The sequence below is a fragment of the Sphingomonas fuzhouensis genome, assembly GCF_034659795.1.
Classification (GTDB): Bacteria; Pseudomonadota; Alphaproteobacteria; order Sphingomonadales; family Sphingomonadaceae; genus Sphingomonas; species Sphingomonas fuzhouensis.
In genome coordinates, this window is record NZ_JAXSQY010000006.1 from 91,051 (window position 1) to 110,809 (window position 19,759).

Genomic DNA, 19,759 nt, shown 5'->3' on the forward strand with positions numbered 1-19,759 from the left:
CGGCGATCGATGAGGGACGGGCGGCGATTGGCTATCGGCGCTCCTCGAACTAGGACGAGGTGACCGGACCAATCGTCTCTGGTCCATTTGCTTGGACCGAGCGCGATTTAAGCCATCGATGCAGTGATGTAGATTCCAATCGCGATCACCACGGCGGCGAATCCGCGTTCGAGCAACCCCTTGCGGGTGCCGAGAACCTTGCCAATCGCGATGCCACCAATCGTCCCGACGATGCCACCCGCGACGAGAAGTGCGGTCACGCCCCAATCGACCAGTCCCGACAGGGCGTAGGAGGTGGCCGTGGTCAGACCCAGTGCGCTGACGACAACCAGCGACGTGCCGATCGCAAACGGCAGCGGCATCGCGGTCGCTAGGATCAACCCAGGCACGATCAGGAAACCGCCGCCGATCCCGAAGAACCCAGCGGCAAGCCCGACGCCCAAGCCAATTGGGACCAGGCGCGGCAGCAGCGTAGCGGCGCTGTGCCGGGTCAGGCGTACGTCAGGCGCTTCCGCCGTGCGGCGCTTACGCAGCATCGACAGCCCCACGCCGATCATCAGCAGTCCGAACAGAACGAGCAGCCGCTTGCCGTCGAACGCCTTGCCCAGCTCCGCCCCCGATGCCGCACCGATCATGCCCGACAATGCGAACACGCCGGCGCACCGCCACTTTACGCGGCCCGCCCGCGCATGGCCGATCAGGCTGGCGAGCGCGTTGACCGTGACGGCGACGGCGGCGGTTCCGATCGCGGCGTGCGGTGATCCGACGCCGACGACATAGATCAGCAGCGGCACGGCAAGGATCGACCCGCCCCCGCCGACCAGGCCGAGGATCAGGCCGATGACACCGCCGGATGCAAGCGCGGCGAAGATCGTGGCGTCCATGATCGCCTCAGGCCACCCGCCGGTTCCACGGCATGACGCGGAGCAGATTGGCCATACCGCACCATCCCGTCACACCCGCGAACATCAGCCCGGCGCCGACGAAGGCCGACAGTCCGAAGAAACCGCGGGCGACGAACAGGCCGAGCAGGACGCCGGTCAGCACCAGCGCACCGGCCGTGATCTGCACCTGCCGCATGATCTCCAGCGGCTGCGATCGATCGGCGAAGGTCGGATGTCCTGCCTGTCGCCACGCCTCGATGCCGCCTTCGAGGATATAGGCCGGCGCGCCACCCGCTGCCGCGCCGAGCTGCGCCGCATTGGCGGCGGTCCGCATCCCCGATTTGCAGTGAAAGACGATCGGGCGGCCGTCACGCGGCAGGTCGCCGATCCGGTCGAGCGGCACGTTCACCGCATCGGGAATGCGCTCGCGCGCATGTTCATCGGCACCGCGAATGTCGATCAGGCGCGCACCGGCATCAATCGCAGCGCGGGTGTCGGCAGGGGAAAGGGTCGCAAGCGTCATCGCGTCAATCCTTGCAATAGAGCTGGTAGAGGGTGGCGAGCAGCGTTTCGACGCGGGGGTCGGCAATGGCGTACCAGAGCGTCTGGCTCTCCCGCCGGTAGGTGACGAGACCTTCGTCGCGCATCTTGGCCAAGTGCTGTGAGCAGGCCGATTGCGACAGCCCGACATCGCGGGCCAGTTCGCCGACCGTCACCTCGCCATGCTCGACCAGTTTGCACAGCAGCATCAGCCGGCGGGCATTGCCGATCGCCTTCAGCGTGTCGGCAACCTGACCGGCCTTCACCTCGAATGTCGCCAAGTCCATCGGCGGCTTGAGCATCATCGCTACTCCATTAGGCATTGCTTATGTAGCATCCTCTAATATATTAGCAAGCGCTAACGGAGGACATCATGACCCAGCCCTTCATCGAGGCATTTTTCGACGAGCCGACGAACACGATCAGCTACCTAGTGGGCGATCCCGCCACGCGGACAGCGGCGGTGATCGATCCGGTGCTCGACTTCGACTTGGCGAGCGGCGTCGCCGATACGCGCTCGGCGGAACGCATCGTCGCCTTCGCCCGCGCGCAGGACTGGCGCATCGCGATGGTGCTGGAGACGCATGCCCATGCCGATCACCTGTCGGCCGCGCCCTTCATCAAAGCGCATACCGGCGCCTGGATCGGGATCGGCGCGCATATCCGCGACGTGCAGAAGATCTTCCGCCCCGTGTTCGCGATGGACGACCTGAAGACGGACGGATCGGACTTCGACCGCCTGTTCGAGGACGGTGAGCGCTTTGCGATCGGCGCGCTGGAGGTCGAGGTGCTGCACGTCCCCGGTCACACGCCTGCCGATGTCGCCTATCGGATCGGCGACGCGGCGTTCGTCGGCGATACGCTGTTCATGCCCGACTATGGCACCGCCCGTGCCGACTTTCCCGGCGGAGATGCGCGCACGCTCTACCGCTCGATCCGCCGCCTGCTGGCGCTGCCTGACGCGACGCGGCTGTTCCTGTGCCACGACTACAAGGCACCGGGCCGCGACGACTATCGCTGGGAAACGACAGTGGGTGAGCAACGACGGTCGAGCGTCCACGTTCATGACGGCGTGAGTGAAGACGATTTCGTCGCCATGCGCGAGCAGCGCGACGCCGGACTATCCGTGCCCAAGCTGCTGCTGCCCTCGATCCAGGTCAACATCCGCGCGGGTCACTTCGCCGAAGCGGCGGCGAACGGAGTCACCTACCTGCGTATCCCGGTGAAGTGGAAGGCGGAGTGAGAATTGATCCGTTTGAGCATTCGGGCTTCGGAAGCGATCAGGATTGCGGTGCGGTCGCGATACTCGACAGGTCCGTGGCGGCGTTGATCGGCACCCCGGCTTCCTTTCGTTCGGAATAGCGATCGACCAGTTGCGCTGCGTGCGGGCGTAGCAGAACCGTGAACCGCACCAGCTCCTCCATCACGTCCACGATCCGGTCATAGTAACTGGAAGGTTTCATGCGCCCGGCATCATCGAACTCGTTGAACGCCTTGGCGACCGACGACTGGTTGGGGATCGTCACCATCCGCATCCAGCGGCCAAGCACGCGCAAGCTGTTGACGCTGTTGAACGACTGCGATCCCGCCGACACCTGCATGACTGCGAGCGTGCGGCCCTGCGTCGGGCGCATTCCGCCCATGCTGAGCGGCAGGTGGTCGATTTGCAGCTTCATGATGCCAGTGATTTGGCCGTGCCGTTCGGGACTGCACCACACCTGACCCTCCGACCACATCGATAGTTCGCGCAGCTCATGGACGGCGGGATGATCGTCACCCGCGTGCTGGTCGGGAAGCGGCAGGGTAGAAGGGTCGAAAATGCGTGTTTCGCAGCCGAAGAAACGGAGCAGTCGCGCCGCCTCCTCGATGCACAGGCGCGAATAGGATCGCTCCCGAAGCGACCCGTAGAGCAACAGGATGCGGGGCGGCGGATCGCCAGCGCCCAGCCCGAGAGCGGGGCGATCGAGCGCATAGCGCCGGTCGAGCGCGGGCAGATGATCGGGGTCGGCAAGGTCGCGGAGAGGCATCAGGCGATCCCAATTCGCAGCGCGAGCGCCGCCAGCGTGATGAGCAGGACAGGCACGGTCAGCATGACCCCGATCCGGAAGTAATAGCCCCATCCGATGCGCACGCCCTTCTGCCCCAGAACGTGCAGCCACAGCAGCGTCGCGAGCGAGCCGATCGGCGTCAGCTTGGGGCCGAGGTCGCAGCCGATCACGTTGGCGTAGATCATCGCTTCCCTGACGGCCCCGGTCGCGTGCGTTGCGTCGATCGACAGCGCGCCCACCAGCACGGTCGGCATGTTGTTCATCACCGACGACAGGACCGCTGCGATGATGCCCGTGCCCAGCGCAGCGCCCCATACGCCGCCTTGCGCGCTGCTATCGAGCAGCGCCGCCAAATGATTGGTCAACCCTGCGTTCCGTAGGCCATAGACGACCAGGTACATGCCGAGCGAGAAGATCACGACCTGCCACGGGGCGCCGCTCAGCACCTTGGCCGTTGGGATAACGTGGCCCCTCCCTGCGATCACCAGCAGCAGGATCGCGCCGGCAGCGGCCACGGCGCTGACCGGCACGCCGAGTGGTTCGAGCAGGAAGAAGCCGGCGAGCAGCAAAGCGAGCACGATCCATCCAGCGCGGAACGTTGCAGCATCGCGGATCGCCTCGCGCGGCGCGCGCAGCGCCCGCACGTCATAGTCTGTCGGTATGTCGCGCCAGAAGAACAGCAGCAGCGCCGCCAGCGTCGCAGCGATCGACACGAGGTCGACCGGCACCATAACGGACGCATAGTCACCGAACCCGACTTGGAAAAAGTCGGCCGACACGATGTTGACGAGGTTCGACACGACCAGCGGCAGGCTGGCGGTGTCGGCAATGAACCCGGCCGCCATGACGAACGCCAGCGTCGCCTTGTCCTCGAACCCCAGCGCCCGCAGCATGGCGATGACGATCGGCGTCAGGATCAGCGCCGCACCGTCATTGGCGAACAGCGCGGACACGCCTGCGCCGAGCAGCACGATCAGGACGAACAGCCGACAACCATTCCCCCCGCCCCAGCGGGCGACGTGCAGCGCCGCCCACTCGAAGAACCCGGCTTCATCGAGCAGCAGGCTGATGAGGATGATCGCGACGAACGCAGCGGTCGCGTTCCATACGATGCCCCATACCACTGGCACGTCGGACAGGGTGACGACGCCCGCGAGCAGCGCCACGACGGCCCCGCCCATCGCGCTCCAGCCGATCCCAAGGCCTTTGGGCTGCCAGATGACGAGCGTGATCGTCGCGACGAAGATCAGGATGGCAAGAAGCATCAGGCGACGCGATGGCCCGACGCATCGACCACCTCTTCGCCGTCCTCCTTTGCGAACGCGGCAAGCTGGCCGCTCGGCAGCAGATCAAGGACGGCTTGAGAAGGGCGGCACAGCTTCACGCCGAGCGGCGAGACGACCAGGGGTCGGTTGATGAGGACGGGATGCGCCATCATCGCATCTATCAGCGCTTCATCGGACAGCGACGTGTCGCCCAAGCCCAGCTCCGCATAGGGCGTCCCCTTCTCGCGTAGCAGATCGCGGGGCGTCATGCCGGCGCGGTCGATCAGCGCGACCAGCAGCGCACGCGCGGGTGGGGTCTTCAGATACTCGACCACATGCGGCTCGATGCCGGCATCGCGGATCAGCCCAAGGGCGTTGCGCGACGTGCCGCATTCCGGATTGTGATAGATGACGATATCGACAGCCACGGGGCGTCCTTTCAGCAGCAGGGGGCGAGTTCGGCGATGAGCGGCGCGCACAGTTCCGCGTTGCCCGCACAGCAATCCTTGACGAGGAACAGCGTCAGCGCCCGCAGGCCGTCAAGGTCGGCGCGGTAGATGATCGACCGGCTATGGCGTTCGGAGCGGACCAGTCCCGCGCGGGCGAGAATACCAAGGTGCGCGGACATGGTGTTCTGCGGGACGTTGAGTTGGCGGGCGATTTCGCCAGCCGCCATCCCGGCGGGTTCGTAGCGCACCAGCAGCCGGAACACATCTAGGCGCGTTGCCTGTGCGAGAGCGCCGAATGCAGCGATTGCCGAATCGGTTTCCATATATCCAGCATAGTGGATTCTTTGCTATTGTCATACTGATGGATTGCTTCGGCCTACCCGATCTTACCCAAGTCAGATTCTGCTAGGAGCAGACTTTCTTCATGCGATTGCCATCGAGTTGGCGGCGTGGACGCGCCAGCCTATAAAGACAGACGATGAGCAGTTCGGCCCCTTCTCAGACCCTGTCTGCGCCCTTGAGCGCCCAGCGGTGTGACGCGATCGGAACACTGCTTGCCGCCGTGTCGCGCATCGTCGGTGCAAGGGCTGACCGCCGTCGCGGCGGCGCCGGTGTATATCGTTGCCTGCAGTCGATCATCGTGACGCTATTTTCGATCAGCATGCTGGTTTGGCTGCGTCTGCAATCGGGCATCCGTCGTATCAGCGCTGCGTTCGACCCACTTGCGCTGCAACGGTCGTTGAATCGTCCGCCCCAACATTGGGCCGCACCATAACCGCCGTCGCCATAAAATCCCGCGCCTGACCGACACGGTCATGGCGCAAGATGACAATGTGCCAGTCGGATTGACCTGTCGAATGCCTTCTCCTGCGAGACCTGCGATATCGCAGGTTTCGCAGGTCTCGCAGGATCAGTCTGGCTCGCAGATGGCGAGTGATATCATGAAGAAGAGCAAGGATTGGCTCCGCCCCAATGTCGTGGCGGGGATGATGGAAGGCTTGGTAAAATCCGGACGGTGGAAGCCGGGTGACAGTATCTTCGAGGCAGCGGTATTGTTGGGCGTCGAGCCCAACGGTGGCTTTTACCGGAATGTGAAGCTCTGGCTAGCGGCCGGTGCCGAGAGGGCCGCTCCGCCGGCTCTCGAAGTCCCGCCTGAAGTCCGCGCGGCGTTTCAGGGGCTGTTCGATCGCTTTACAGCGGACGGGACGAAAACCCTGCTCGGCGCCTTCAGCGATACGGTCAACACGATACATCGCGACGCTTCGCTCCGCATCGCGACGGCCGAGGAGCGTCTGAACAGGAGCGAAGCCGAGGTAAAGATGCTGATGGATCGCTGGATCGAAGCTGAGCAGGAACGTGATGCCGCACAATCCCAAAGTGACCAGCTCAAGGCTCAGCTCGATGATGCCCGTCGTAGGGAAGATCGACTGACCGGACGGCTGGAGCAACTTTCTATCCAATCGGATAAGCCTGCGATCACCAAGGTCGGCGGGGTCGAACTCGGTGCGGGCGATCAGCCTTCGGCTGAGATCAAGGGGAATGACAGGCCGGACGGCGACCCTGACGATCGCGAACCCGTTGCTGAGACCGACACCGAACTTCAAATCGGCAACGAACAGTCCGAGACAATCGAAGGGTCGCAGAGTAGCGGAGCCGTATCAGCGGGCGATGCTGAACCCGATGCGATGCCGATGAGTGAAATCTGGAGCGGCAGCACCGCTGACGAACATGGTAACATGGAAAGCTGACCCAACAGCGCCCGTACTGCCGCCGGCGGCGTCAGTACGGGTTCCATATGCTCACATCCGCTCGAGGTTGTAAGCCTGCGTGGTCGTCATCCAATCTACCCGCAACAGGAACTCCACCGCATTCCTTTCCAAATTCCTTGCTCGGATTATCTTGGCATTGGCGAAGGTGACGATGCAATGTTCGGGCAATTCCACGACATCTCTGAGCGGTGTGGCCGATTGGTAGAGCTTGGCGATAGCAGCTTCGGAAAGGGTATTCCCTCGAATAACCAGTTTAGCACGCCGATTGCGCATCTCGTCATAAGAAACGCCATCACACATCTGATACGTTAGCCAATATCTACCATGATAGATGATGCCGCCGTCAGGAAAATCTTCATCTCTACAATCTGGATTTTGGTCGGATGATGTGCGGCGAGGTGTGACGCCACGGCCATTTTTCCATCGATCCATCATCAAATCGATATTTAGGCCGTACCGTGCCAGCCACGCGAGGCCCGCTAGCGAAATATATTCCATTCACCTCTCCTTGCCAATTTTTTACGTGCAACCATCTTGACAACAGATTTTGCCATCTCGTCCGCGGCCAGTGCCGCGCCACCCTAGATTGCGCGAAAGGTGGATAGAAGTCCGCGCGGCTCCATCGTTTTACTGTGCGCCGGCTGACGCCTCTGATCGGAAGATCTGCGTGTCAGCGTCGAGCCACAGACGTTGTGCGTGACGCTTCAGCGCGCGACGCACGGTGGCGAGATCCTGCATGGACAGGCCAAGGTGGTCGGCAAGCGCCTGCCCGCGCAACCCAAGGCCGATCCCGTCGATCAGCGCGGCCTGACGTGGTGAGGCAGCGCTGAGCTGGTCGAGGATGTGCTCGCACATCAGCCGCACGCGTTCGATCTCGATGACGTCGTCGGCCGCCATGACGGTATAGCCGCCCATCGCCATCTGTTCGGCCAGGACCTCGACTGGCAGCGACACGACGTCCTCGCCGCGCCGTTCACGAGCGCGGCGATGGGTCGAGGCGATGCTGCGCATGATGCCCGCCAGGAACCGCTCGCCCGACACACCTTCACGACACGTACGCGTTGTCAGCGCACCGACGATTGCCGTCTGTAGGAGATCACGCCCTTCACCCGGATAATCGGCGGCGAATTGGTCGGCGCAGCGCGTCATTGCGGCGCCGGGCGCCATATCGATCCTGACCAGCTCCGCCTTGATTTCGTCGCGGGTGAGTTGGCGGGCGTCCTCGGCAGGAACGAAGGGCTTGGACATGACAGGTCCTACTTCCTCATGCGCCACGCCGAGAATTTGCAGACAGGCTGTCCGCGTTTTTCCGTAATGGCGCATGTGGGAGTAGGACCAGCCTTGTCATGACGGCGAGGCTAACGCAGGTTGGTGAAGCAAGGGTGAAGGGTCAGGCGGCGTCCTGATCCAGCCACGGCGCCAAGATCGCGGCATCGTTGGCGGCTTTCGCATATTGTGCGGCGAAGCGCCGATCCCGATGCGCCTGCAACGCTGCGATATATCGCCGATCCGGTCGCTGTTCGATGACGCGGCGAAGGATGCGATCCTCGACAACCTCGGCTTCGGCGCGAGGGTCCGTCAGCCGCCGCCAGCGGGCCAGTAGCAGTGCGGTCGAGATGACGTCGACCTCGCAGGCGGACGCCACCTCTTCCCATCGTCCCGCCTCGATCAGCCGGGTGACTGCGAAGGGTGGGCAGGTCAGCTTGCCCGGCAAGTCCATCGCGGCGAGCACCTCGGCCAGATGGATCGGCTTGATCTTCATGCCTGCGGTCAGCGCGCGGGCCAGGTCGATATGCCGGTCGCGATGGAAACCACCATGCGATAGCCAGCCCCAGCATTTCGGTAGCGACAGACCGTGCCGCATCGCGGCCGCAATCAGCACAGGGATGTCATGGACCAATCCCATCCAGGTGCAGAGTTCAGCCTCTGGCGGGGCGTCGGCCAGCACGCGAAGAACGCCGGCCACAACACCGCGTTCATCCAATTCCGGGGCGGACAACGTCTCGAAGCTTCGCACATCAAAGCCGCCCTCAGCATCCTCGACCAGCACCATGATCGACGCGACGCAGAGCGTCTGGAAAATCCATCGCGGACAGGTCAGCGGGTCTTCGCTGCGGGTGTAGCCACGGCGGATTGGTTTGTTCGGCGACGGCGTCCAGCGCTCCATCTGCTGGTAGCGCTGGTGGGCGGTATGATCGAGAACGGCGGACTCGATATCGAGCACGATCCAGCTGCGTCGTGGACGAGGCGTTGTGGCTTCGAGGGGCATGTAAGGTCTCCAGAACAATCAGGAATTAGCGGCCACCAACTGGTGCCGCCGGGTAAGTCAGGCGAAGCGGACGATCGTCTCGTGCAAGGGCTGCGGGCAGGTAACGGCGGCACCGGTGGCAACAAACTGGTTATCCGGCAGCAAGTCGCTGCTGCGGGTGGCGGCCACCGCCTTGATCCGCGACATCGCCAGCGCACGGCCGTCGCGCACGGCCTTCGGCCGACCCGCCATGCGGATCAGCGAACCCCGCGTGTCGATCGCGAAATGCTCGTCGGTGGAGGTGCTGACCAGGATCACGCGTGCGCGATCGTCCGCAGCGAAGGGAACAAGCCGATCGATGATGTCGACCGTGACCAGATCGCGAAAGGCCACCGCGAAGCCATCCGGTTCCCTGGCGGTGATGGTCGACCATCCCGAATAGACAAGGTCCTTGTTCAGCGCCTGTGCGATACGGCCAAGCTCAACGCCAACCGGCGCTGACATCGTCTGGCCCGAGGTAAATGCGATCGCGTTGTTCACCGGCGCGAAGGTGGGCCAGCCCATCAGCTGACGCAGCGCGAGCATGAAGTTCTGGTGGCGGACAGTCGTTTCCATGGGTACATTCCTTTCTGGTGACGGCCGCTTCCCGGCCGGAGCATTTTTTCCCGTTCCTGACGGTGCTCACCGCACCGCCTTCGATGATCATCAATGGACTTCGCGGAGCCGGTGGCGTGCCGACACGGCGACCAGCGTCTCGATCGCTTGGCGCAGCCGGCGTATGGAGCGCGTCCGTCGGAACAGGCGCAGCAGCGCGTTTTCGGCGGCCTGTTCGACCTGCGGCAGTGCCGATGGCGGCAGGCCGAGCTGATGGGCGACGTCCCGCCAGAGGGCGGGCAGCACCAGTTCGGCATCTTCCGGTCGTGGCCCCGGCACGTGGATGACCTCGACCCGCGACAGAAGGGCCGCGGGCAATCGGTCGATGCGGTTGGCCGTCATCACCCAGTTGATGTGCGACAGGTCGATCTCGGCGGCGAGGCAGCCGTCGAAGTAGCGGCTGGCACCACCTCCCTCCAGCATGCCGACCAGCGTCGCGACCGCATCGCCGAGGTCGCTCGCCACCGCCTTCTCGACTTCATCGATGACGATCACCGGATTGGCGGTGTTGGTCCGCTGCATGATCATCGCAGGCAGGCTGGGCTGCGAATGCCGAAAGCCCCTCGGATTGCCCGCCAGTACCGCGTTGCTGTTGACCCCGGCGAAGGACAGTACCGCATCGCCGCAGCCCGACAAGGCCCCCAACCTGCGCGCCAGATACGTCTTGCCCGCCCCCGGCGGTCCGACAAGCAACATGGGGCGCAACGCCAGCCATGGCCGCCCCGCCCAGATGCTCAGCGCGGCGCGTTCCGCGATCCGGTCGGCGAATGCCGCCATCCACGGTGCCTCGGCGCGCAGCGCCGCCGCCAGCCGTGCCTCGCCGCTGCTGCCTGCGCGCTCCAGCATTGCGCCGCCGGCGAGCGGCAGCGGCTGGGTGAGCATCGCATACAGCGTGGGGATTGAGGTGCTCCATTCGTTGTCCGCCAGACCGTCGGACGGGATCGAGCGGCACGGACGGACATGCGGCCTGCAATTGATGACCATCATCACGACCGCACCTCTGCCGCCGGTGTGGCGAGCCAGGCTTCGGCGGCGGCGCGGACCGGGCCAGTGTCCGGCTGGCCGTCCAGCCACAGACGCCATGTGGCCTTGGCACGGGCGGCAAGATGATCTTCGATATCACCGTGATTGCCGTTCCGGTGCGCGTCGGCGAGCGCGGTGGCCGACATCGGCATGAACGGCAGACCGGCGCGGTGGGCGATGGCGTCGAACGATGTCGCGGCCGAACCGCCAAAGGCGTCGGCGACGTCGACCATCCCGCCTTCCAGTGCCGCATGCAGTCCGCGCAACATCCGGGCGGCGGCGACCGCGTTGCGCGCGGTGCTGGCGCATTCGATCAGGGCGGGAACGACGATGTCCTCGGCGCGCCATAGGAGCAGCCTTCCGGGCGGATGACGTAGGCGGTCGGCCAGCCAGCCGATCGTCTGGGCCGGATCATCGGTAACGGTGCTGCTGTCGGCAACGAGATCGAAGCCATAGGTGCCGAAGCTGCGGCGCACCGCGAGCGTCGCAGCGCCGATCAGCAGGGTGCGGGCCGATCGTTGCGCCAGGGCCGGTTGGCGGATGCAGGCGACGGACAGAACGAGGGTGTCGGTGATCATGACAGGGGTCCTTCAAATGACGGCGGCCCGGCCATCGCATTGATGGCCGGGCCGTCCGGGGAGACTCGTTGATGATGGTCGTGGTCAGGCGGCGGTGAAGGCCCGCTCATCGGCTTCGCGGCGGAGCGTCGCGGTGACACGGTCCAGCGCCGCACCCACATCGGCCGCGAGCGCCCGTGGGCGCGACCAGCGCATCAGCGGACAGTCGACGAAGGCTTGGAGATGATGAAGCTCCGGCGTCACTTCGATCCGTCTCGCAAGCGCTGCCAGTGGTCGCGTCACCAGCGCCTCGTCAGCGTGGCGCGCCGCCGTCCAGGCGAACCACAGGACGAGCGTGGCGACCGCATCCTCCATCACATAGCGACAGATGCGGTCATGCTCGCCCGCCTCCCACAAGGCGGCGACATCGCCACCCGCCACATCGGTCTTCACGGGGATGCCGATCTGGTCGCACAGCGCTGCCAGCCCGACCTTGCGACCGAAGCTCGCATAGCGGTCGGCGAGATCGAGATGTTCGCCGCCATAGCGATGCGCAGCAGCGTGATCGGCCAGCGCCGGCAAGTTCCACAACCGGCAGCGCTGTGCGGCCAGCCGCAGGACCAGCGCATCGAATTGAGTGGAGTTGTAGCCGGTCACGACCTGCGCCTGGGAGAAGCGCTCGTCGGCAGCGCGGATCAGATCGGCCTCGTCGGTATCGCCGGTTGCGACCAGCGCCTCGATGTCGAACCTCCATTCGCCATTCCATATGGACGCGGCGGCAAAGCCGATCGCCACCGGCCGGTGCAGCGGCCAGGGCGGGAAAGCGCCATCCGGCGTCGCCGGGGCGATCGTCTCGATGTCATAGGCCACGACGGAGCCCGGAACGCGGGCGTGGCTGGACGGGCGCTGTGAAGAGCGCATAGGTCACCTCATGCTGTGGGAAGCGGGACGATGTCCCGCGGGCGCGATCAGCGTGGCGGCGGGGCCGGTGTGCCTTCCACCTTTTCCTCACCATCCACCTGATCAACCGGCATGCGGTAACTGTTCCAGAACGGATGAAGCCGCCCATCCGGCGTAAGGGTTTCCTAGTATGTCCGAATGGGCGGGACGTTGCGCAGGCGGGCCGCGACCCTGCGGCGTATGTATTTGGCGACGACGGCCCAATCCTGCTCGGTCATGACCTCATGATCGCCACGCACGATACCATGGTTGTGCATGGCGCGGATGAAAGGACCGTAGACCTGGTCCGTCTTTTCGATCTTCTTCGCAGCGGCAGTTTCGCGCTTACGTTGGCCTTCCGCATCGTCCAACGCCCTAAGCATCTCCTCGGCGAACTCGATCGTGATAATATGCCCTAGCGCCTCGCTCAGCGGTTCGCCCAGCGCCCGCATGGCGTTTAGCCGGTCGGTCTGCAGTGTCTCGCGAATGCTGTCCGGGTAGGTCTGCACCCGAAAGGCGTTGAGGAGCATCCGGCGGGTGCGTTCGCCTTCGCTAGTTTTCGCGCCACTGGTCGATCGAATGAGGGTGAGCGCGTCGTCGAGCCTGCTCCAGCGGCCATGGAAACGGCGGGCTAGATGCTTAAAGGCGGCGTAGAGTTCGTCCATGACGATGTCCCGACAGTGTCGGTGGTTATATGTTGGTCAGGCGTTTGCGACAAACGAACGCCCCAGCCCCGATGCGGTCGAAGCCGCATCGGGGCGCCCGAGGACGCCGCGCGTCCGACCTGAGGCGCCCCGCGCCGAGCACAAACGAGCGTATGCGAGCCAACCGCCCCCGAAGCACGGGGGTGGCGCAGCAAACGTGATGGCCTGCCACACGTTTGCGGTATTGCGCCTGACATGAATTTGCCCCTTCACCCGTCCGACCATGGGGGTCGGCGGCTCAGGTGCGAAATTGTACCAATCTGGTTATCCGGAAAATGCCGGATGGTGTCCGCGGAGGCGGCTTTTCGCCCTATTCTGCAAAAATAGGGGATTTTCGGGACAAGATTTTTGGGCTTGTCCCAAAAATCGGTATTTTGGTTTGACCCAAAATACCGCATTTTACGGATAGACGTAAAATCAATTGGTTAACGGCAATTTGGCCGTTGACTGCCGGTAGTCGACCGCCCACCGGAATGGTCCGATGTCAGAGCGAGGCTCAGCCGAAGCCGAGTTTGCCCCGAAAATCAGCATAGCTCTCAAAATGACGCTTTTTGAGCGGTCTCAAGGATCGACGGCGAAAGGCCCCGAAATCGGCTTGCCCCAAAAATCGGGTATTTTGCGGATAAGCGGCTTGCCCGTAAAATAGGCTATTTCCCGGATAATCTCGATTTTTGGGTCAAGAGCCCAGTTTGGTACCAGTTCGGACGACGCGGCAGAGGCGTATGCCGAATGGGGTCATCTGTCGGGTAAGACCACGTCCATCTGGACGACTAGGAATTTGTTAACGTCCCAGCTATAGGCTGAGGCGGCCTGCGAGACTTTCAGCTTCGCGGGCCAGGGCGTGGAAACCCTGACTATTAGAGCCGGCCGAAAGGCCAAGGTTTACAGAACCTAGTTCTGTGACCGGGTGGCGGACGTTATGTCCAGAGCCACTCGGCTTAAAGGCGTTCGCGCCTGTCTAATAGCAGGTTTCCAACATTCCGGTCTCCAGAAGGCCGGCACCCTGGGTTCAACGGGGTGCCGCCGGCTGTCCGGCGCGCATCCCCATCGGGGGATGACATGACGAGATTACGGGGGATCAAGGCAGCGTCGGCGAGCCTGCTGACACTGATGATTGCGGCCTGCGGCGGTGGTGGCAGCATAGCCAGTTCGGGTAGCGTGCCGGTGCCGGTACCGACGCCCACGCCTAGCCCAACGCCGGCGCCGACGCCGAGCCCGACGCCGTCTCCGTCGCCAAGTCCTACCCCGTCACCGACGCCTACGCCTTCACCGACGCCCACGCCCACACCATCTCCAACACCTACGCCAACCCCCAGTCCGACGCCGACGCCCACACCAACACCGCCCGTATATTCGGCGCCAGTGCCACCGCCGGCTGGCTACATCATCACGCCGTCCAACCTGCAGCCGACCAGATCGGCTGCGGACACGGCCGAGTTCCGCCGCAACTACGGCGCGAATGAATTCGTCAACGCGCTCTATGCGCTGGACAGTGGCCATGATGGCCACGGCGTGACCGTCGCGGTCATCGACGACGGCGTCGTCAACGTGAACGGCGAACTCGATGGCCGCATCGACGCGTCACTGTCGAAGGACTTCGGCTACGTCACCAAGGGCGGGGTCGAGACGAAGCGCGATGTCTTGGGCGACGACCAGTCCGATCACGGAACCGCGGTCGCCAACATCATCGCGGGTAACGCAAACGGGCAAGGCGCGGTCGGCTATGCACCGGGCGCCAGTCTCGCGGTGCTTCGCGTCTCGGACTGGGATGAGGATACGAAGACCGAGGCGATCTTCCGCGCCGTGGAGGCGCTCGACTATGCGACGGCGCAGAAGATCAAGATCGTCAGCAGTTCGCTGAACCAGGGCGGCAGCACCACCTGGGGCCAAGCCGTCACCCGGTTCGGCGCGACCGGCGGCCTGATCGTCAATTCCGCTGGCAACAGCGCCGCGGCCAATCCTGCGGATGCCGCCGCCATCGACGCATCCAACGTCAACGCGATCATCTTCGTCGGCGCGCTGAGCCCCAACATCCAAGCCTACACCATCGAGTCCTATTCGAACCGCGCCGGGACCATGAAGGACCGCTATGTGGTGGCCGTCGGCACGAACGTGACCACCTTGGTCAACGGCACCGTCGGACTGTTCAGCGGCACCAGTTCGGCGACGCCGACGGTCGCCGCACTCGCGGCCGACATCCTGTCGAAATGGCCACAATTGACCGGGCAGCAGGCGGGTCAGGTGATCCTGACGACCGCGAAGGACATCGGCGATCCAGGCGTGGACGACGTGTTCGGCCACGGATTGGTCGACTTCAAGGCCGCGCTGTCGCCGGTCAATCCGACACTGTCGAACGGCGCGACGCAGACAGCGGTGCGATCCTCGGTGATGGCGATCCCGACGCCGATGGGCGCGGCAGCGATCCAGACAGCGCTGTCCAACGTCACGATTTTCGACCAGTTTGGCCGGGACTATGCCGCTTCGCTTGCCGGTTTGATCGTCAAGCCGCAGGTCGGCGCCGATCATCGGATTTGGCGACGCGTCGCCCAGATGGGCCACCAGTCGGCGCTGTCCTTCGGCGGCTTCACCGGGGCGATGGGGTTCGCCAGCGCGCGGGTCGGCCCCGGCGGCGACCAGGTCGTCACTCAGGCGACGGCCGGCACCATCGGCTATGTCAGCGATGGCGTCGGCATACGCGCTGCATGGAATGCGGCGGACTCGCTTCAGTCGGACGTGATGGGGCTTGCGCCCTTCGCTGACGGGGTGCTGGCCTACGCACCGCAGGCGGGCACGAGCATCGGCGTTGATCGGTACCTGGTGGGCGGGCGTCTGAGCATCACCATTGCCAGTGGTCGCACCCGGGAGAGTGCGGCGAGCGCCGTGACGCTGGGCTGGTCCGGACGGGCAGCCGATATGCGGCTGTCCTTCATCAACGAGACGGGCACGTTGATGGGCATGCCCACGGGCGAAGGCGCGTTGCGTCTCGGCGGCGGCGCCCGCACCGTCATGATCGAAGCGCATCATGGGTTCGGCGTCGCGCCGGGTTGGAGCATCGAGGGCTATGGCTCACTCGGCCTGAGCCGCATGAAGCCGGTCACGGCGTCCCTCGTCACCGGAACGACGCCGCTGGTCGGCAGCCGCCTCGGCTTCCAGATGACCGGCACGGCGCTGGGCGGGCTCGTCAGCCTTGGGGTCGCACAACCGCTGATGATCGAAGCCGGCGCTGCGCGACTGACCTATGCCAGCGGCTACGATCTGGCGACTCAATCTCTGATCTATCAGTCGACCAGCGCCAGTCTCGCCGGTCAACGCCGCGTGCAATTGACCGCCGGCTATTCGACCGGCGGCCCCCGCTCCACCGTCCGGATCGGCGTCATGCAGGACCTGACGGATGGCTCGCCCTCCATGCTCGCCCACTGGGCGGCCCGCTTCTGAACCCCGGACACAGGAACACGACCATGAAGACATTCCCAATCGCCGCCGCCGTCATCGTTGCCACGCTGCCCGCCGTCGCCCCCGCGCAGAATGGCCTCCTCGGCCGCGTGCTGAAGGCGATCACCGTGCCCAACGCGCAGGGTGCGCCCTCACCGACACCGGTTCGCCCAATCGCCGTGGTCGAGCCGAGCGCCGAGCAGGCCCGTGCCATTCACGACGCCGTCGCGGCCAAGCAGGCCAACCCGGACATCGCCAAGGACATGGCAGCGGCAGCCCCGCTGATCGAACGCCTCATCCGGACCAGCGCCTGCGGCGTCAATGACACTGCCTGGAGGGCGCTAAACCGCGACGCGGTGACTTCATCGAACTACGGACCGTCGCAAGGCTATGTCGCGCGGGGCGAAGACCAGTACCATGACCCGCGCTACTGCCAGGACGTGCTGCGCCTCAGCGACGTCCGCAAGCCTGCCGCCAACGCGCTGGCCTTCACGGTCTATTACATCTCGCCGCAATCACAGGCCGCGCACCATCAGACGTTCGAACTGCTGCGGACGCCCGAGGGCGCATGGATGGTGAAAACGATCGGCATGGTTTGGGGCTAATTCTAGATAGGCACACGGATCAACCTGACGGTGACCGTCAGGTTGATTGGGGGGCGGACATTTTAAATTTCTCGTAATGGTGGAGAGCGGAATGGCCTCTGTGGACGCCCCTTCGGATGCAAGCAGTAGATCGGGGTAGATCGGCACGTAGTCGGATGCTGTCATCTGTCCGGCCTCGATGAGCAGCGCCATGGCTGCGGGCCAGTATGGGAGTTCGCGGACCGGAACCACATCAGCTTTCCGCGCTTGGCTAGCGCTCCGCCATTCCCTCGTTCTTCCGGCCCCGTCTCGCCGACCGTTGTGCCATACCCTCCTTCGACCGCCTACGTCCCCGACGCCTCGGGCCGCTGTCCCGGGTTACGCCGCGACCGCTGCCGGAGCTCGCGGAACCGTCCTCGCTTCAGCTTCGCCTCCCTGTCGAGCAGCCGACCGACCAGCAACGGCAATCGTGTCGCCGAGTCGCAAAGCGTGATCGTCATCGAGCACCCCCTTGACCAGCTCATCCCCCCGCCTCCACGAATGCGCACTCGTCGAGCGGCAGGGCGCCCTGCGCAGGTCGCGATGGAGCGGGCCGTTCAGAGACGGGACCGACCGCACCGCCGGCGGCAACCCGCATTCCCCCTAGGATGGTCGCGATCACCTCGGCAATGCGGGTGGCTAGGAGTGGAGGCACGGCGTTGCCGACCTGCACATACTGCTCGGTGCGGTTGCCGAGGAAAAGATAGTCGTCCGGGAAGGTCTGGAGCCGGGCGGCCTCCCGGACCGTGAGGCTTCTGCACTGCTCAGGGTCGGGGTGGATGAAGTAGTGGCCATCCTTGGAGATGTGGCTGGTGATCGTGGTGGCCGGCTCGCCCCAGACCTGCACCCTGAAGCGATCGGAGAACTTGCCCGTCGACCAGCTGCCGTGCGCCGGCGCCAGCGCCGCAGGGAAGTCGCGCGCCTTGGGCGTGCGATCGAACGTCGCGGCGAAGCACGCCGCGAACCCGTAGCGCGACAGGTCCGACGCCATGTGACCGCGCGTCTCGTGGTTGGGGAGCACGGTCATCCGAGGATCGACGATCCATTCCGACAGGGCGGCATCGCCGACGCTCGCGACCTGCACGGAGGAGCGGGGCGGCGCCGTCGATCGGTCCACCACCGCGGCGGTCGCACCGAGCGCCACCGCGACGCGGTCCAGGTCCTCGTCCTCCTCGGCGAAGGCGGCGCCCGCCGCATTCCGCAGCTCGTCAGACACGACCCGGCGCCACCCGGCACCGTCGTCAGCCATTCCGCTGACACCGCTCCGGAGGCGGGGCATGGCGCCGATCGCCTGGCGTACGGTCGGCGGATCGACCGGCTCCAGCGCGGCGGACACCGCGCGTGCGAGTTCGTCGTCGTCTTCCACCAGATCCCGCCGGAATCCCACGAGGATCACCCGGTGCCTTCGCTGGGGGATGCCGAAGCGTTCCGCGTGGACGACGAAGCGCGAGCCGCCACGGCGGTCGCCGGGCGCTAGCGGAACCACGACGTAGTCGACCTCGCCGCCCGTGAGGTCCGCGAGCACCTGCTCGAAGATGCGCTCGCCCTCGACGCTCGACGATAGGAACCCCTTCACGTTCTCCATGACGAATGCGGCGGGTCGCAGGCGGCCGAGCAGCCGAATGTATTCGCGGTAAAGGAAGTGCCGGTGGTCCTCGCCCGCGACGTAGTCCGCGATGCCCTTGTTCCGGGCGCGGCCGGCCAGCGAATAGGCTTGGCACGGCGGTCCGCCGATCATGACCAGATGATCGTCGGCGCGTGCGCGCAGGTCGTCCACTAGCGGGTCGATCACCTCATCGGCACCCACGGAGGCGAGTTCGAGATGCAGAGTCTCGGCGCACGCCGCTTCCCACTCGCGCGGATGGCGACGGGCTAGCTCGGCTACGTCGATGCGGCCAGCGAGAAGTTCGTAATAGTCGTCGGGTCGCCTATCGAACTGGCGGACGAAGCTGCGAAGCCTCAGCGTGCGGAAGGCAGCCGGATCCTTCTCGACGGACAGCGCGACGTCGAAGATGCGCCGGCCGTCCCGCCTGACCGCGGCGAAGCCCTCCGCGAGGCCGCCGGGGCCCGCGAAGACGTCGAGGACCTTGAAAAGCCCCGTCATCTGTCCGATTCATAGTTCATAACAGACCCAATACCAGGCTGGGTCGCCAAGGAAAGCGCCTTTGCATGGCCGACGTCGTTGACACTGCCACCCGATCCAGGATGATGGCCGGGATCAGGGGCAGGGACACCGCGCCCGAGCTTGCGCTCCGGCGCGCGCTGCACCGCGCGGGACTGCGCTTCCGCGTGCACGCGAAGGAGCTCCCGGGAAGGCCGGACATAGTGCTGCCCAGATGGCGGGCGGTCGTGCAGGTCCATGGGTGCTTTTGGCACCGGCATCTCGGATGTAAATTTGCGACCAGCCCTGCGACGCGGCCGGAGTTCTGGACCGCGAAGTTCGCCAGCAACGTCGAGCGCGACGCGCGCAACCACGCCGCGCTGCGCGCGCTAGGCTGGCGCACGGCCACGGTATGGGAGTGCGCCCTCGCTCGGGGCGAGGCTGCGGACACGGCGGAGAGGCTGGCGGACTGGATACGCGGCGACGGCGAGGAGCTCGAGATCGGCTGAGCCGGGTCGGCCGA

22 protein-coding genes are annotated in these 19,759 nt (G+C 65.0%); 6 read left to right on the forward strand and 16 right to left on the reverse strand.

The window, feature by feature from the left end; all coding sequences use genetic code 11:
• Positions 1–107: 107 nt before the first annotated feature.
• The 3 genes from U1H82_RS13460 to U1H82_RS13470 are packed head-to-tail and all read right to left on the reverse strand — an operon-like array spanning position 108 to position 1,729.
• Positions 108–884, reverse strand: coding sequence for a sulfite exporter TauE/SafE family protein (locus U1H82_RS13460; RefSeq protein ID WP_322965466.1), 777 nt, complete (start codon positions 882–884; stop codon positions 108–110).
• Between the two features lie 7 nt (positions 885–891).
• Positions 892–1,407: a rhodanese-like domain-containing protein gene (locus U1H82_RS13465; protein WP_322965467.1), complete on the reverse strand. Its 516-nt coding sequence runs from the start codon at positions 1,405–1,407 to the stop codon at positions 892–894.
• A 4-nt stretch (positions 1,408–1,411) separates the two neighbouring features.
• A complete protein-coding gene (locus U1H82_RS13470) occupies positions 1,412–1,729 on the reverse strand; it encodes an ArsR/SmtB family transcription factor (protein ID WP_322965468.1) in 318 nt (105 codons plus the stop codon).
• Positions 1,730–1,797: 68 nt separating this feature from the next.
• Between U1H82_RS13470 and U1H82_RS13475 the strand changes: the two genes are divergently transcribed.
• A complete protein-coding gene (locus tag U1H82_RS13475) occupies positions 1,798–2,667 on the forward strand; it encodes an MBL fold metallo-hydrolase (RefSeq protein ID WP_322965469.1) in 870 nt (289 codons plus the stop codon).
• 37 nt (positions 2,668–2,704) lie between these two features.
• Here U1H82_RS13475 and arsH read toward each other — a convergent pair whose 3' ends face one another.
• From arsH to U1H82_RS13495, 4 genes are read right to left on the reverse strand one after another with little or no spacing between them, the layout of a single operon-like run.
• A complete protein-coding gene (gene arsH, locus U1H82_RS13480) occupies positions 2,705–3,451 on the reverse strand; it encodes an arsenical resistance protein ArsH (RefSeq protein WP_322965470.1) in 747 nt (248 codons plus the stop codon).
• Entirely contained in the window at positions 3,451–4,737 is a 1,287-nt protein-coding gene (locus tag U1H82_RS13485) for an arsenic transporter (RefSeq protein WP_322965471.1), read from the reverse strand. Before U1H82_RS13485 ends, arsH begins: the two co-directional genes overlap by 1 nt.
• A complete protein-coding gene (gene arsC / locus U1H82_RS13490; protein WP_322965472.1) occupies positions 4,737–5,165 on the reverse strand; it encodes an arsenate reductase (glutaredoxin) in 429 nt (142 codons plus the stop codon). Before arsC ends, U1H82_RS13485 begins: the two co-directional genes overlap by 1 nt.
• Before the next feature lie 11 nt (positions 5,166–5,176).
• A complete protein-coding gene (locus U1H82_RS13495; RefSeq protein ID WP_322965473.1) occupies positions 5,177–5,509 on the reverse strand; it encodes an ArsR/SmtB family transcription factor in 333 nt (110 codons plus the stop codon).
• Positions 5,510–5,664: 155 nt separating this feature from the next.
• Between U1H82_RS13495 and U1H82_RS13500 the strand changes: the two genes are divergently transcribed.
• Positions 5,665–5,961 carry a hypothetical protein gene (locus U1H82_RS13500; RefSeq protein WP_322965475.1) on the forward strand — a complete coding sequence of 99 codons (297 nt, stop codon included), beginning with the start codon at positions 5,665–5,667 and terminating at the stop codon, positions 5,959–5,961.
• 166 nt (positions 5,962–6,127) lie between these two features.
• Positions 6,128–6,934, forward strand: coding sequence for a coiled-coil domain-containing protein (locus U1H82_RS13505; protein WP_322965476.1), 807 nt, complete (start codon positions 6,128–6,130; stop codon positions 6,932–6,934).
• A gap of 51 nt (positions 6,935–6,985) precedes the next feature.
• On the opposite strand, the gene U1H82_RS13510 is transcribed toward U1H82_RS13505, so the two are convergent.
• The 8 genes from U1H82_RS13510 to U1H82_RS13545 form a co-directional block, all read right to left on the reverse strand.
• Positions 6,986–7,453 (reverse strand): hypothetical protein, encoded by a 468-nt coding sequence (locus U1H82_RS13510; protein WP_322965477.1) that lies wholly within the window; start codon positions 7,451–7,453, stop codon positions 6,986–6,988.
• 129 nt (positions 7,454–7,582) lie between these two features.
• Complete coding sequence (locus U1H82_RS13515; RefSeq protein WP_322965478.1) at positions 7,583–8,203, reverse strand: hypothetical protein; 621 nt, start codon at positions 8,201–8,203, stop codon at positions 7,583–7,585.
• A 142-nt stretch (positions 8,204–8,345) separates the two neighbouring features.
• Entirely contained in the window at positions 8,346–9,224 is an 879-nt protein-coding gene (locus tag U1H82_RS13520) for a hypothetical protein (protein ID WP_322965479.1), read from the reverse strand.
• A gap of 57 nt (positions 9,225–9,281) precedes the next feature.
• Complete coding sequence (locus U1H82_RS13525) at positions 9,282–9,818, reverse strand: hypothetical protein (RefSeq protein WP_322965480.1); 537 nt, start codon at positions 9,816–9,818, stop codon at positions 9,282–9,284.
• 90 nt (positions 9,819–9,908) lie between these two features.
• Entirely contained in the window at positions 9,909–10,844 is a 936-nt protein-coding gene (locus U1H82_RS13530; RefSeq protein WP_322965640.1) for an AAA family ATPase, read from the reverse strand.
• Positions 10,844–11,458: a hypothetical protein gene (locus U1H82_RS13535; protein ID WP_322965481.1), complete on the reverse strand. Its 615-nt coding sequence runs from the start codon at positions 11,456–11,458 to the stop codon at positions 10,844–10,846. The genes U1H82_RS13530 and U1H82_RS13535 overlap by 1 nt, the downstream gene beginning before the upstream one ends.
• A gap of 84 nt (positions 11,459–11,542) precedes the next feature.
• Positions 11,543–12,358 carry a ribonuclease H-like domain-containing protein gene (locus U1H82_RS13540; protein ID WP_322965482.1) on the reverse strand — a complete coding sequence of 272 codons (816 nt, stop codon included), beginning with the start codon at positions 12,356–12,358 and terminating at the stop codon, positions 11,543–11,545.
• A gap of 164 nt (positions 12,359–12,522) precedes the next feature.
• Positions 12,523–13,041, reverse strand: a complete 519-nt coding sequence (locus U1H82_RS13545; protein ID WP_322965483.1) for a hypothetical protein — start codon at positions 13,039–13,041, stop codon at positions 12,523–12,525.
• Between the two features lie 1,401 nt (positions 13,042–14,442).
• Here U1H82_RS13545 and U1H82_RS13550 point away from each other — a divergent pair.
• Both U1H82_RS13550 and U1H82_RS13555 read left to right on the forward strand, forming a co-directional pair.
• The gene (locus U1H82_RS13550) at positions 14,443–16,515 is read left to right on the forward strand and encodes a S8 family serine peptidase (RefSeq protein ID WP_322965484.1); all 2,073 of its coding nucleotides are present in this window, start codon (positions 14,443–14,445) and stop codon (positions 16,513–16,515) included.
• Positions 16,516–16,538: 23 nt separating this feature from the next.
• A complete protein-coding gene (locus tag U1H82_RS13555) occupies positions 16,539–17,117 on the forward strand; it encodes a hypothetical protein (RefSeq protein ID WP_322965485.1) in 579 nt (192 codons plus the stop codon).
• A gap of 499 nt (positions 17,118–17,616) precedes the next feature.
• Here the strand turns inward: U1H82_RS13555 and U1H82_RS13560 are convergent, their stop codons facing one another.
• Positions 17,617–19,239 carry a DNA cytosine methyltransferase gene (locus U1H82_RS13560; RefSeq protein ID WP_322965486.1) on the reverse strand — a complete coding sequence of 541 codons (1,623 nt, stop codon included), beginning with the start codon at positions 19,237–19,239 and terminating at the stop codon, positions 17,617–17,619.
• Between the two features lie 65 nt (positions 19,240–19,304).
• On the opposite strand from U1H82_RS13560, the gene U1H82_RS13565 reads away from it, so the two are divergent.
• The gene (locus tag U1H82_RS13565; RefSeq protein WP_322965487.1) at positions 19,305–19,745 is read left to right on the forward strand and encodes a very short patch repair endonuclease; all 441 of its coding nucleotides are present in this window, start codon (positions 19,305–19,307) and stop codon (positions 19,743–19,745) included.
• Positions 19,746–19,759: the final 14 nt, after the last annotated feature.

Excerpts from the sequence above, each read along its gene's own strand:
- U1H82_RS13540 (WP_322965482.1), bottom strand. The coding sequence starts at position 12,358 with ATGCGCTCTTCACAGCGCCCGTCCAGCCACGCCCGCGTTCCGGGCTCC.
- U1H82_RS13520 (WP_322965479.1), bottom strand. The coding sequence starts at position 9,224 with ATGCCCCTCGAAGCCACAACGCCTCGTCCACGACGCAGCTGGATCGTG.
- U1H82_RS13525 (WP_322965480.1), bottom strand. The coding sequence starts at position 9,818 with ATGGAAACGACTGTCCGCCACCAGAACTTCATGCTCGCGCTGCGTCAG.
- U1H82_RS13485 (WP_322965471.1), bottom strand. The coding sequence starts at position 4,737 with ATGCTTCTTGCCATCCTGATCTTCGTCGCGACGATCACGCTCGTCATC.
- U1H82_RS13535 (WP_322965481.1), bottom strand. The coding sequence starts at position 11,458 with ATGATCACCGACACCCTCGTTCTGTCCGTCGCCTGCATCCGCCAACCG.
- U1H82_RS13475 (WP_322965469.1), top strand. The coding sequence starts at position 1,798 with ATGACCCAGCCCTTCATCGAGGCATTTTTCGACGAGCCGACGAACACG.
- U1H82_RS13565 (WP_322965487.1), top strand. The coding sequence starts at position 19,305 with ATGGCCGACGTCGTTGACACTGCCACCCGATCCAGGATGATGGCCGGG.
- U1H82_RS13465 (WP_322965467.1), bottom strand. The coding sequence starts at position 1,407 with ATGACGCTTGCGACCCTTTCCCCTGCCGACACCCGCGCTGCGATTGAT.
- U1H82_RS13530 (WP_322965640.1), bottom strand. The coding sequence starts at position 10,844 with ATGATGGTCATCAATTGCAGGCCGCATGTCCGTCCGTGCCGCTCGATC.
- U1H82_RS13545 (WP_322965483.1), bottom strand. The coding sequence starts at position 13,041 with ATGGACGAACTCTACGCCGCCTTTAAGCATCTAGCCCGCCGTTTCCAT.
- U1H82_RS13515 (WP_322965478.1), bottom strand. The coding sequence starts at position 8,203 with ATGTCCAAGCCCTTCGTTCCTGCCGAGGACGCCCGCCAACTCACCCGC.
- arsH (WP_322965470.1), bottom strand. The coding sequence starts at position 3,451 with ATGCCTCTCCGCGACCTTGCCGACCCCGATCATCTGCCCGCGCTCGAC.
- U1H82_RS13560 (WP_322965486.1), bottom strand. The coding sequence starts at position 19,239 with ATGACGGGGCTTTTCAAGGTCCTCGACGTCTTCGCGGGCCCCGGCGGC.
- U1H82_RS13470 (WP_322965468.1), bottom strand. The coding sequence starts at position 1,729 with ATGATGCTCAAGCCGCCGATGGACTTGGCGACATTCGAGGTGAAGGCC.
- U1H82_RS13495 (WP_322965473.1), bottom strand. The coding sequence starts at position 5,509 with ATGGAAACCGATTCGGCAATCGCTGCATTCGGCGCTCTCGCACAGGCA.
- U1H82_RS13510 (WP_322965477.1), bottom strand. The coding sequence starts at position 7,453 with ATGGAATATATTTCGCTAGCGGGCCTCGCGTGGCTGGCACGGTACGGC.
- U1H82_RS13460 (WP_322965466.1), bottom strand. The coding sequence starts at position 884 with ATGGACGCCACGATCTTCGCCGCGCTTGCATCCGGCGGTGTCATCGGC.
- U1H82_RS13505 (WP_322965476.1), top strand. The coding sequence starts at position 6,128 with ATGAAGAAGAGCAAGGATTGGCTCCGCCCCAATGTCGTGGCGGGGATG.
- U1H82_RS13500 (WP_322965475.1), top strand. The coding sequence starts at position 5,665 with ATGAGCAGTTCGGCCCCTTCTCAGACCCTGTCTGCGCCCTTGAGCGCC.
- U1H82_RS13555 (WP_322965485.1), top strand. The coding sequence starts at position 16,539 with ATGAAGACATTCCCAATCGCCGCCGCCGTCATCGTTGCCACGCTGCCC.